The 11,978-nt window shown below is 61.1% G+C and carries 11 protein-coding genes; 3 read left to right on the top strand and 8 right to left on the bottom strand.

What is annotated here, in order from left to right:
- Positions 1 to 10: 10 nt before the first annotated feature.
- From gcvH to arcD (AC3WQN_RS16660), 7 genes are all read right to left on the bottom strand, one after another.
- A complete protein-coding gene (gcvH, locus tag AC3WQN_RS16690; RefSeq protein ID WP_095078536.1) occupies positions 11 to 394 on the bottom strand; it encodes a glycine cleavage system protein GcvH in 384 nt (127 codons plus the stop codon).
- Between the two features lie 371 nt (positions 395 to 765).
- Positions 766 to 2,274, bottom strand: a complete 1,509-nt coding sequence (gene gcsR, locus AC3WQN_RS16685; RefSeq protein ID WP_103400018.1) for a transcriptional regulator GcsR — start codon at positions 2,272 to 2,274, stop codon at positions 766 to 768.
- A gap of 137 nt (positions 2,275 to 2,411) precedes the next feature.
- Positions 2,412 to 2,774, bottom strand: coding sequence for a DUF5064 family protein (locus AC3WQN_RS16680; RefSeq protein WP_103400017.1), 363 nt, complete (start codon positions 2,772 to 2,774; stop codon positions 2,412 to 2,414).
- A 12-nt stretch (positions 2,775 to 2,786) separates the two neighbouring features.
- A complete protein-coding gene (gene arcC / locus AC3WQN_RS16675) occupies positions 2,787 to 3,716 on the bottom strand; it encodes a carbamate kinase (RefSeq protein ID WP_103400016.1) in 930 nt (309 codons plus the stop codon).
- Between the two features lie 219 nt (positions 3,717 to 3,935).
- Positions 3,936 to 4,946, bottom strand: a complete 1,011-nt coding sequence (locus AC3WQN_RS16670; protein WP_095145266.1) for an ornithine carbamoyltransferase — start codon at positions 4,944 to 4,946, stop codon at positions 3,936 to 3,938.
- A gap of 67 nt (positions 4,947 to 5,013) precedes the next feature.
- On the bottom strand, positions 5,014 to 6,270 hold the full coding sequence (arcA, locus tag AC3WQN_RS16665; RefSeq protein ID WP_103400015.1) for an arginine deiminase: 1,257 nt from the start codon (positions 6,268 to 6,270) through the stop codon (positions 5,014 to 5,016).
- 37 nt (positions 6,271 to 6,307) lie between these two features.
- The gene (gene arcD / locus AC3WQN_RS16660; protein ID WP_103400014.1) at positions 6,308 to 7,735 is read right to left on the bottom strand and encodes an arginine-ornithine antiporter; all 1,428 of its coding nucleotides are present in this window, start codon (positions 7,733 to 7,735) and stop codon (positions 6,308 to 6,310) included.
- Positions 7,736 to 7,869: 134 nt separating this feature from the next.
- Between arcD (AC3WQN_RS16660) and AC3WQN_RS16655 the strand changes: the two genes are divergently transcribed.
- The 3 genes from AC3WQN_RS16655 to AC3WQN_RS16645 are packed head-to-tail and all read left to right on the top strand — an operon-like array spanning position 7,870 to position 10,464.
- Complete coding sequence (locus AC3WQN_RS16655; protein WP_146038371.1) at positions 7,870 to 8,145, top strand: hypothetical protein; 276 nt, start codon at positions 7,870 to 7,872, stop codon at positions 8,143 to 8,145.
- Between the two features lie 25 nt (positions 8,146 to 8,170).
- A complete protein-coding gene (gene arcD / locus AC3WQN_RS16650; RefSeq protein WP_103400013.1) occupies positions 8,171 to 9,598 on the top strand; it encodes an arginine-ornithine antiporter in 1,428 nt (475 codons plus the stop codon).
- Entirely contained in the window at positions 9,595 to 10,464 is an 870-nt protein-coding gene (locus tag AC3WQN_RS16645; RefSeq protein WP_103400012.1) for a DNA-3-methyladenine glycosylase family protein, read from the top strand. Before arcD (AC3WQN_RS16650) ends, AC3WQN_RS16645 begins: the two co-directional genes overlap by 4 nt.
- A gap of 40 nt (positions 10,465 to 10,504) precedes the next feature.
- Here AC3WQN_RS16645 and AC3WQN_RS16640 read toward each other — a convergent pair whose 3' ends face one another.
- On the bottom strand, positions 10,505 to 11,851 hold the full coding sequence (locus AC3WQN_RS16640) for a CoA transferase (RefSeq protein ID WP_103400011.1): 1,347 nt from the start codon (positions 11,849 to 11,851) through the stop codon (positions 10,505 to 10,507).
- Positions 11,852 to 11,978: the final 127 nt, after the last annotated feature.

The raw sequence follows: 11,978 nt of genomic DNA, 5'->3' as shown, positions 1-11,978 counted from the left end.
TGCGGTCTCCTCAGGCTTCGGCTTGGGCTTTGATCAGGCGGTCGTAGGCGTCCTGGTCCAGCAGTTGGCCGACAGCGCCGGCGTCCGCCGGAATGAAGCGGAAGAACCAGCCTTGGCCCAGCGGGTCTTCGTTGACCAGCTCAGGGTTGCCTTCGAGTGCCGAGTTGGTTTCGACGACTTCACCGGTCAACGGCATGTACACGCCGCTGGCGGCCTTGACCGATTCAACGGTGGAGGCTTCGGCGCCTTGCTCGTAGGACTGCAGCTCTGGCAGCTGTACGTAAACAACGTCCCCCAGGGCGTTCTGCGCGAACGCGGTGATGCCGACTGTAACGCTGCCGTCAGCTTCGGTACGCAGCCATTCGTGATCTTCAGTAAAACGCAACTCGCTCATGGAAACTCCTCAGGGGGCCAGACTTGTCTGGTGGACGCGATGGATTGTTCGGGCAAAGCCCTGTTTTATGAATGGTTACAAAGCAAAATCGCGGCCAATGTTTTTAAATTGTTTAAAATCAATAAGTTACGAGATATTTTTGGATAATGGACGAGTGCGTCTGTAGCGAAATCGCTACAGATCAAGGCGTGGAAAAAAGCCTATGGGGATCAAAGCCTTGCGTAGTCACGTCGGAGGAGGTGTGTAGCGATATCGTTCCGCTGTAGCGCTTTCAGTACAGGTAGAGGTCGCTTTTGGCGCGAAGAACCGCTGCCTTGCGGCCAATTGTGGGGAGGGAGCAAGCTCCCTCGCCACGGGGCCGTTATCGGGGCTCAGGCCTTGCCGGGAATCCCGTACTTGCGTAGCCGATGAGCGATGGCGGTGTGGGAGGTTTGCAGGCGGCTGGCCAGTTGGCGGGTCGAGGGGTAATTGACGTAGAGCTTTTCCAGCAGGGTCTTTTCGAACGACTCCATGGCCTGCTCCAGACTGTCGACCTCGCTGTCGCCTTGCCGTGCCACGGAAGTGCCGGCGATATCCAGGTCGCCGATGTCCACCAGGCTGCTTTCGCAGATCGCGGCCGCGCGGAAGATCACGTTCTGCAACTGCCGCACATTGCCCGGCCAGCGGTTGCCGAGCAGGGCCGGGTAGGTGCCGGGCGCCAGGCGGCAGACCGGGCGCTGGATCTGTGCACAGGCCTGCTGCATGAAGTAGCGCGCCAGCAACAGAATGTCCTGGCCGCGCTCGCGCAGGGGCGGCACTTCGACGTTGAGCACGTTGAGGCGATAGAACAGGTCTTCGCGGAACTGGCCCTCGCAGACCATCTTTTCCAGGTCGCGGTGGGTCGCACTGAGGATCCGTACATTGACCTTGATCTCACGATCACCGCCCACCCGGCGGAAGCTGCCGTCGTTGAGGAAGCGCAGCAACTTGGCCTGCAGGTACGGCGACATCTCACCGATCTCGTCGAGAAACACCGTACCCTGGTTCGCCAGCTCCATCAGCCCCGGCTTGCCACCCCGTTGCGCGCCGGTGAAGGCGCCGGGTGCATAGCCGAACAGTTCGCTTTCGGCGAGGTTCTCCGGCAATGCCGCGCAGTTCAATGCCAGGAATGGCGCGCTGTGCCGGGCGCTGATGGCGTGGCAGGCGCGGGCCACCAGCTCCTTGCCGGTACCGGTTTCACCCTGGATCAGCAGCGGGGCATCGAGGGCCGCGACCCGTTGCGCGCGAGTCTTGAGGGTGCGAATGACCGGGGACTCGCCAAGCAAGGCATCGAACCCTTCGGCGTGGTCGTGGTGGAGTGCCGAGAGTTGTTCGCCAATACGGTTGGGTTGGTACAGGGTCAGCAGGGCGCCGGCATCGGTGATCGGTGTGGCGTCCAGCAGCAAGGTCTGGCCATTGACGGTGATCTCGCGCAGTGCCAGGCGAAAGCCGTGTTCGAGCAGGGCGTCGAGCAACGTTGGGTCGGCAAACAACTCGGTCACGCTTTCCCCGGCCGGCTCACGGCCGTACAGGGCAATCAGTGCCGGATTGGCCAGCAGGATGTTGCCGGCACTGTCGAGGGCCAGCACCGGGTCGGTCATGGCCGCCAGCAATGCATCGAGTTGCAGGTGCCGACGCTGGCCGGGAAGGATGTCGACCACGGTGACCGCTTGCACGCCGCGCACGCTGAACAGCGCATCGCGCAACTCTTCAAGCACTTGAGGGCTGAGGGTCGGGGCATCGATGTAAACGTTCGGCGGGACCATTTCCACCGCATCCAGGTTGAGATTTCGCCCACCGAGCAAGGCCAGGACTTCCTGGGTAATGCCGACGCGGTCGATGAAGCTGACGTGGATACGCATGGGGCGGTTTTAGGGTCTGCAGTGCGAAGGGGGGCAAGTATGCCTTGGCGCGGGGGGGAAGGTGAAATCCAGTGCAGGACTTCGGGTCAACGCGGATCCCTGAGGGAGCGGTCACACCGCACCCTCAGGTCGCTGGGTTATTCGAAATGTTCGGGGTTTACCGGGTCACCCGATTTCATATTCAACTGCACCCGTATGTCTTCAAACATCAAATCGTAATGTTTGTGAACCGAGCCGATCTGGCTGTGTGTCTTTGGAATGCCGTACTTCTCGGCGATTTTTGTCACGTTGTTGGCGAAATTGTAGGCCTCCTCCTTGGGCAGGAAGAACATCTCGCTCATATCCTTGCCCTGGATATTGCCATGCATGGTGAACTGGATGCCCTTGTCACCCTTTGAATTCTTGCTGACTTCGTAGTCCAGGTGCACGTTGTAGCTGACATCATCCGGGGTCAGTGCGTGACGCTCGATGTGCAAGTGGCCTGGCTCAAACTGTGCCATAGACGTCTCTCCTTACAGGTAAGTAATGCCGGGCTTGGCCGTGCTGATGCGGGTCCCGGCCTTGCCCTGGACAATCGCTTCGATGTCCGAGAGTGAACCGATTACCGCGACTTTGCCAGTGTTGCGGGCGAACTCGCAGGCGGCTTGAACCTTGGGCCCCATGGAACCTGCCGCGAAGCCGAGTTTTTCCATTTCGTCCGGGTGTGCCTGGGCGATGGCTTTCTGGGTCGGCTTGCCGAAATCAATGTACGCGGCATTGACGTCGGTGGCGATCACCAGCAAATCACCTTCCAGCTGTTCGGCCAGCAGCGCCGAGCACAGGTCCTTGTCGATCACCGCTTCGATGCCCTGGAGCTTGTGGTTCTCGTCGTACATGGTCGGAATGCCGCCACCGCCGGCGCAGATCACGATGCTGCCCTGGTCCAGCAGCCACTTGATCGGACGGATCTCGAAGATGCGCTTGGGTTTCGGGCTGGCCACCACGCGGCGGAACTTGTCGCCATCGGGGGCAATCGCCCAGCCTTTTTCGGCGGCCAGCGCTTCGGCTTCGGCCTTGGTGTAGACCGGGCCGATCGGCTTGCTCGGGTTCTTGAACGCCGGGTCGTTGGCGTCGACTTCAACCTGGGTCAGGAGGGTGGCGAACGGAACTTCGAAGGCCAGCAGGTTGCCCAGTTCCTGTTCGATGATGTAGCCGATCATGCCTTCGGTTTCGGCACCGAGCACGTCCAGCGGGTAAGGGGAGACGGAGGTGTAGGCTGCAGCTTGCAGCGACAGCAGGCCGACTTGCGGGCCATTACCGTGAGCGATCACCAGTTGATTGCCAGGGTGGATCTTGGCGATCTGTTCGGTGGCGATCCGGATATTGGCGCGTTGATTGTCTGCCGTCATGGGTTCACCACGACGCAGGAGGGCGTTACCGCCCAAGGCAACGACGATACGCATAATTGCAGTCCTTCTAGGAAAAGCGTTTACCGTGGAAACGACGGATTCCTGTGGCGAGCGAGCTTGCTCGCGCTCGAGTGCGTAGCGCTCGCAATCGGGTGCAATGCAGAAACTCTGATGCATTGCAGTTGAAGCGTTTGCGACGGCTACGCCGCCGAGCGGGAGCAAGCTCCCTCGCCACAGGAGCCCGTTCCAGTTGGAACGGGCAGTCGTCAGCCGTTACAAGTCAGCCAGGGTCGATACCAGGATCGCCTTGATGGTGTGCATGCGGTTTTCCGCTTGCTCAAAGGCGATGCAGGCCGGCGATTCGAACACGTCGTCAGTGACTTCGATACCGTTGGCCAGATGCGGGTATTGCTCGGCGATCTGCTTGCCGATCTTGGTGTCGCTGTTGTGGAAGGCCGGCAGGCAGTGCATGAACTTGGTGCGTGGGTTGCCGGTGGCTTTCATCAGTTCAGCGTTGACCTGGTACGGCAGCAGTTGCTTGATGCGTTCGGCCCAGGCTTCAACCGGTTCGCCCATCGAGACCCAGACGTCGGTGTGGATGAAGTCCACGCCTTTGACCGCGGCTTTCGGGTCTTCGGTCAGGGTGATGCGGGCGCCGCTTTCTTCTGCGTATTGCTTGCAGCGAGCGACCAGGTCGTCCGCCGGCCACAGGGCCTTGGGAGCGCAGATACGCACGTCCATGCCCAGCTTGGCACCGACCAGCAGCAGCGAGTTACCCATGTTGTTGCGCGCATCGCCCAGGTAGGCGTAGCTGATGTCGTGGATCGGCTTGTCGGCGTGCTCACGCATGGTCAGGACGTCGGCGATCATTTGGGTCGGGTGGTACTCATCGGTCAGGCCGTTGAACACCGGTACGCCGGCAAACTTGGCCAGTTCTTCGACGATTTCCTGCTTGAAGCCACGGTACTCGATAGCGTCGTACATGCGCCCCAGCACGCGGGCGGTGTCCTTCATGCTTTCTTTGTGGCCGATCTGCGAGGAGTTCGGGTCGATGTAGGTCACGTTGGCGCCCTGGTCATAGGCCGCGACTTCGAACGCACAGCGGGTGCGGGTCGAGGTTTTTTCGAAGATCAACGCGATGTTGTTGCCTTTGAGGTGTTGCTGCTCGGTGCCGGTGTACTTGGCGCGCTTGAGGTCGCGGGACAGGTCGAGCAGATAGCGCAATTCGCGAGGGGTGTGGTGTTCCAGGCTCAGCAAATTACGGTTGTGAATATTAAAAGCCATGATGGATCTCCTTGGGTTCGGTTATCCCCAAGGCCCTCGCCGGATAGGCGCGGGCCTTGGCTAAAGGTTAATAATCGATTGGGTCGCGTACGATCGGGCAGGTCATGCAGTGGCCGCCGCCACGGCCGCGGCCGAGCTCGCCGGCGCTGATGGTGATGACCTCGATCCCGGCCTTGCGCAGCAGGGTGTTGGTGTAGGTGTTGCGGTCGTAACCGATCACCACGCCAGGCTCAACGGCCACCACGTTGTTACCGTCGTCCCACTGCTCGCGTTCGGCGGCGAAGCTGTTGCCACCGGTTTCCACGACGCGCAGGGTCTTGAGGTTGAGGGACTCGGCAACCACGTCGAGGAAGGATTTGTTTTCCCGGCGCACGTCCATGCCATAAGGCTTGCTGCTGTCAGGACGAATCACGAACGGCACGATTTCCTTGACCACTTCAGGGAAGACAGTGACCAGGTCGCGGTCGCAGAAGCTGAACACGGTGTCCAGGTGCATCGCCGCGCGGGATTTCGGCAGGCCGGCGACCACAACTTTTTCCACGGCGCCTTTGGCGAACAGCGACTGGGCCAGTTGGGCGATGGCCTGGCGCGAGGTCCGCTCGCCCATGCCGATCAGCACTACGCCATTGCCGATAGGCATGACGTCGCCGCCCTCGAGGGTGGCCTGGCCGTGATCCTTGTCCGGATCGCCGTACCAGACTTCGAATTCGGCACCGGTGAACTCAGGGTGGAACTTGTAGATGGCGGTCGTCAGCAGGGTTTCCTGACGTCGTGCCGGCCAGTACATCGGGTTGAGTGTCACGCCGCCGTAGATCCAGCAGGTGGTGTCGCGGGTGAACTGGGTGTTGGGCAGCGGCGGCAGCAGGAAGCTGGAGTGGCCCAGGTAGTCGCGATACATCTTGATGACGCTGGAACCTTCGCTGTCCGGCAGGTCTTCACCGGCCACACCGCCAATCAGGTACTCGGCCAGCTTGCGTGGCTCAAGGCCTTCGAGCCAGCTGCGCACTTCGTTGCACAGGCCGACACCCACGGTGTCCGGGGTGATCTTGCGGTCCAGAATCCACTTCAGGGCTTCCGGGTTCTGGATGGTTTCGGTCAGCAGGTTGTGCATTTCCAGCACTTCGACACCGCGCTCACGCATCTTGGTCACGAAGTCGAAGTGGTCACGCTTGGCCTGGTTAACCCAGATAACGTCATCGAAAAGTAGTTCGTCACAGTTGTTCGGGGTCAGCCGCTGGTGGGCCAGGCCCGGGGAGCAAACCATGACTTTGCGTAGTTTGCCGGCTTCGGAATGTACGCCGTACTTAACTTTTTCCGTGCTCATTACAGTGATCCTCCAGATGACAATACAAACTTGGTTGTTACAGGGTCAGGAAGCCGTCGTAGAGACCGTAGGCTGCCACCAGGGCGCCAACGACCACCATGGCGAAAATCAGCTTCTCGACGTTGGTGAAAACCGGTTTGCCCAACTCGTGCTTGGCCTTGGCGAACAGGATCACGCCAGGGGCATAGAGCAGGGCGGACAGCAGCAGGTACTTCAACCCACCGGCATAGATCAGCCAGACCGCATAGATCAGGGCGATACCACCGATGATCAGGTCCTTCTTGCGTTCGGCCAGGGCGTTCTCGTAAGTCTCGCCGCGCACCGCCAGCAGCAGGGCGTAGGCCGCCGACCACAGGTAAGGCACCAGGATCATCGAGGTGGCGAGGTAGATCAGCGACAGGTAAGTACTGGCCGAGAACAGGGTGATGATCAGGAACACCTGCACCATCGCGTTGGTCAGCCACAAGGCATTGACCGGTACGTGGTTGGCGTTTTCCTTTCTCAGGAACTCCGGCATGGTGTGGTCTTTGGCGGCGGCGAACATGATCTCCGCACACAGCAGGACCCACGACAGCAGTGCGCCAAGCAGGGAGATGATCAGGCCGACGCTGATCAGCACCGCACCCCAGTGACCGACCACATGCTCAAGCACGGCGGCCATCGACGGGTTCTGCAGCTTGGCCAGTTCCGGTTGGGTCATGATGCCCAGCGACAGTACGTTCACCAGCACCAGGAACAGCAGCACGGTGATGAAGCCGATCACGGTGGCTTTACCGACGTCAGAACGCTTTTCGGCACGGGCGGAGAAGATGCTCGCGCCTTCGATACCGATGAACACCCAGACGGTGACCAGCATCATGTTGCGCACCTGGTCCATCACGCTGCCCAGGTCAGGGTTTTTCAGGCCCCAGATGTCGGCAGTGAAGATATCCAGCTTGAACGCGAACACTGCGATCATGACAAACAGCAACAGCGGTACGACCTTGGCGACGGTGGTCACCAGGTTGATGAACGCCGCTTCCTTGATCCCCCGCAAGACGAGGAAATGCACGGCCCACAACAGCACCGAGGCTCCGATCACTGCGGCTACGGTATTGCCCTCACCAAAAATCGGGAAGAAGTAGCCCAAGGTGCTGAACAGCAGCACGAAGTAACCGACGTTCCCCAGCCAGGCACTGATCCAGTAGCCCCAGGCGGAGGAGAAACCCATGTAGTCACCGAAACCGGCCTTGGCGTAGGCGTAAACGCCGCCGTCCAGGTCAGGCTTGCGGTTGGCCAGTGTCTGGAAGACAAATGCCAGGGTCAACATACCGACAGCGGTAATCGCCCAACCAATCAGGACAGCACCGACATCGGCACTTGCCGCCATGTTTTGTGGCAAAGAGAAGATCCCGCCACCAATCATTGAGCCGACCACCAGCGCGACTAAGGCACCAAGTCGTAGTTTTCCGGGAGATTCAGACATTGCGTGACTCCAATGCAGGAGAAGTGAGACCACAGAGTAGAACTGCTTGCGTTTCCATCAGCTGACGTAGATCAGTTCATTGCGACATTCCATTGTTAGCGAGTGACTTATGAATGCTTAAGGAACGGGCTGAGATGCCTCTCCCAGAGGCCTCGGATGGATTTGAACGGGAATTGTTGCCATTGCTGCCGGGTTTGAAGCTAGTTCGTTTTCAAGAATCTGCAAATTTTTGGCGGCTGTTTTCAGTACAGCATGGATTTATCTGGAATAAGCCTGAAAACTGGCGAAAATACCCCAGCGGTATAGATGAGATAGTTCTAAAAGCGGTCTATTTTTATCCTTGTCTGATAAACGATATGCCGCGCTGGATAATTAATCGGGTGAACCCTTGTTATGGTTCGCCAACATGACAAACAGTCGATTTGAGAGGTGACGATGTCGCAACCGGCGCAAAAGCTACGACTCAGTGCGTTGATCGCCCTGGTGGTCGGCTCGATGATTGGCGGGGGGATTTTCTCCTTGCCACAGAACATGGCGGCTCGCGCTGACGCCGGGGCAATCCTGATCGGTTGGGCCATCACGGCCGTGGGCATGTTGACCCTGGCGTTTGTCTTTCAGACCCTGGCCAACCGCAAGCCCGAACTGGACTCTGGGGTCTATGCCTACGCCAAGGCCGGATTTGGCGACTACATGGGTTTCTCATCCGCCTGGGGCTACTGGATCAGTGCCTGGCTAGGGAACGTCGGCTACTTCGTGCTGCTGTTCAGCACCCTGGGTTATTTCTTTCCGGTCTTCGGCCAGGGCAACACGCCGATTGCCATCGGCTGCGCTTCGCTGTTGCTGTGGGCCGTGCATTTTCTGGTGATGCGCGGGATCAAGGAGGCGGCGTTCATCAACCAGGTGACCACCGTGGCCAAGATCGTGCCGCTGGTGATGTTCGTCGTGATTGCCGCGGTGGCGTTCAAGGCGGATGTCTTCACCCGTGACATTTGGGGGCACAGCAACCCGGACTTCGGCAGCGTGATGGATCAGGTGCGCAACATGATGCTGGTCACGGTCTTCGTGTTCATCGGCATCGAGGGCGCGAGCGTCTATTCGGCCCGCGCCGAAAAGCGTTCGGATGTGGGCCGGGCCACGGTCATCGGATTTGTCGGGGTGCTGGCATTGCTGGTGCTGGTCAACGTGTTGTCGCTGGGCATCATGACCCAGCCGGAACTGGCCAATCTGCAGAACCCATCGCTGGCGGCGGTGCTGGAACACATTGTCGGGCCATGGGGGGCGTTGCTGATCAGCCTCGGCCTGGCGGTTTCCCTGTTGGGCGCGTTGCTATCGTGGGCGTTGCTGTGCGCCGAGATCCTGTTCGCCACGGCCCGGGACAAGACCATGCCGGCATTCCTGAGAAAGGAAAACGCCAACCACGTGCCGGTCAATGCCTTGTGGCTGACCAACGTGATGATCCAGATCTTCCTGCTGATCACCCTCTTTTCCGAAGGTACCTACACCAGCCTGATCTATCTGGCATCGTCGATGATCCTGGTGCCCTACCTGTGGTCGGCAGCGTATGCGGTGTTGTTGAGCGGGCGTGGCGAGACCTATGAACACGCGTCCGCCGAGCGCACCAAGGACCTGATCATCGGTGCCATCGCGCTCAGTTACGCGGTCTGGTTGTTGTACGCAGGCGGGGTCAAGTACCTGCTGTTGTCGGCGCTGCTGTATGCGCCGGGAGTGATTCTGTTCGCCAAGGCCAAGCGGGAGCAGGGCCAGCCACTGTTCACCCACATCGAGAAAGGCATCTTTGCCTGTGTCATCGCGGGCGCCGGGGTGGCCTCCTACGGACTGTACAGTGGTGTGCTGTCGTTGTGAGGCTGCGGCTCGACTATCAAGGGGCCTATGACTGGCCGGCGATGCTGGGGTTTCTATCGGCCCGGGCGATTGCCGGATTGGAGACGGTGGTCGATGGCGTGTATTCGCGCAGCATCAGTCTGGGTGGTGCGCACGGCACGTTTTCGATCACCCAGGCGCAGGGTGATGCCCTAGACGTCGTGCTGCGGTTTCCTGACATTTTGGCGGTACCGGAAATTGTGCGGCGGCTGCGGCGGATGTTCGATCTGGACGCCGACTTGCCCGGGATTCATCGGCACCTGTCGACGGACCCGCTGATGGCGCGGTTGATTGCCGGGCATCCCGGTCTGCGGGTGCCCGGAGCCTGGGATGGCCTGGAGCTGGCGATTCGCGCGGTGCTGGGGCAACAGATCAGCGTCGGCGCGGCGATCAGGCTGGCGGGCAAACTGGTTGCGCAGTATGGCGAGCGTCTGCTGCCGTCATTCGCGCCGCTGACCCACGTCTTTCCGTCGAGCCGGGTACTGGCCGAGGCGGATCTGGCGGCCCTCGGTATGCCCCGCAGCCGTGGGCGGACCTTGTCGGGGGTGGCGCAGGCACTGCTCGACGATCCCCGGTTGTTTGAGCCTAAAAGTGATTTACCCGCCTGCACCGCGCCATTGCTGGCGCTGTGGGGCGTTGGCGACTGGACGGCGCAGTACATCGCCTTGCGGCAGATGCGTGAAGCCGATGCCTTTCCGTCAGGGGATGTGGGCTTGATCAACGCACTGAAGGCGCTGGAAGGCGGGCCGGTCACGCCGGGCGGCTTGTTGGCCCGCGCCGAAGCCTGGCGACCGCACCGGGCGTACGCGGCGCAGGTGTTGTGGACGTCGTTGAGTCGAGCCGACTGAGTGTCAGGTGGTCAGCGCGAGCACGTCCGTGGCGTGAGCCTCACCACTGTGCCCGATGGGCGCCCAGCTCCCCGGCCGGGATCGCCCACTGCAACGGCGTTGCGCTGATCTTCAGCGGTACCTGCAAGCGATGCGCCGGGCCCCAGGCCGTTTGCTCGATCAGCGAGCCTCGGTCGCGGGTCTCTTCAGCCCGTAATGGCGCCCTAGTCCCGGGGCCTTGTTCAATCAGCAGTTTCGCGGTTCGCGCCAATGACAAGCGTGCCGTACCCCCTTGCCCGGTTTTCAGGCGCTGGGTCAGGGCCATGATCGCACTGGCGGCCATCAAGTAGCCGGTGGCGTGGTCGAGTGCCTGAACGGGCAGCGGGGTGGGCGTGCCAGCGTGCTTCCAGTGCATGCCGGCCTCAGCGATGCCGCAGCTCATCTGCACCAGGCTGTCGAAGCCCCGGCGATGCTGCCAGGGGCCGCTCCAGCCGTAGGCATTGAGGCTGATGTCGATCAAGCCCGGGGCGAGTTTCTGTCGTTCGCTGGCGCCATAGCCGAGGCGCTCCAGAGCGTCGGCACGGTAGCCATGCAGCAGGACATCGGCCTCCTTGAGCAGGCTTTCGAATACCTGGCGTTCGCTGCTGTCGTGCAAGTCCAGGCGCGCGCAGCGTTTGCCGAGGGTGACTTCCGGAATTACACCGGGTTCGTTCCAGTGCGGTGGATCGATACGCAGCACATCGGCGCCCAGGCCCGCGAGGAATCGGCTGGCAATGGGCCCAGCCAGCACGCGGGTCAGGTCCAGTACCTTGACGCCCGCCAAGGGTTGGGCGACCGAGCCTTGCCAGGCTGGCGAACGTGCGCTGCCAGCGGTTGAGAGATCAATCAGCGGTTCTGCGTTGACCGCCATCCCTTGGGGGTGAGCCTGCCAGGCTTGCCATGAACGCATTTGCGCGGCGCAACCACCGGCTTCGACCACCGCGCGCTCCAGATCGTCTTTCGCCCATTGCGCGACCTTGGCGACCATCGTCTTGCGGTCGGCACAAGCACCGAGGACCGACTCGGCGGCGGCGCGATGGTGCGGGGCGTTGGTGTGCAGGCGAATCCAGCCATCGTGTGTCGCATAGTCACCCGCGATCGGGTCCCACAGCGGCGGCACGCTCCAGCCCAGTGGGCGCAGCGAGGTGGAAAACCAGAACGAGGCGAGGCGGCGGTCGACTTCAAGGGGCGGCAGGCGCCCGGTCTGTTGCCGCAGCAGTTCGCTGACGGCCTGGCCGGCCGCCGCGATGCTGGCGCAGGCCAGGTCGGTGACGGCAAACGCCGAGGGCAGGGCACCGTCGGCGGTGAACGTGATGGCCGTCGCAGGCAAACCGAGCGCGGCTTGAATGGACGTCAGGAAATCGGTCATCGAAGGCCCTCCGCAAGAGAGGGCTGAGCATAGAGCAATTGTGGCGAGGGAGCTCGCTCGCCACGGGAGAGGTGTCGATACGTCACAGAGGGGAGGTGCTCGATATTTCGTGGCGAGGGAGCTTGCT

The organism is Pseudomonas sp. FW300-N1A1 (assembly GCF_058789115.1).
This window is presented reverse-complemented; position numbering and strand designations above follow the sequence as displayed.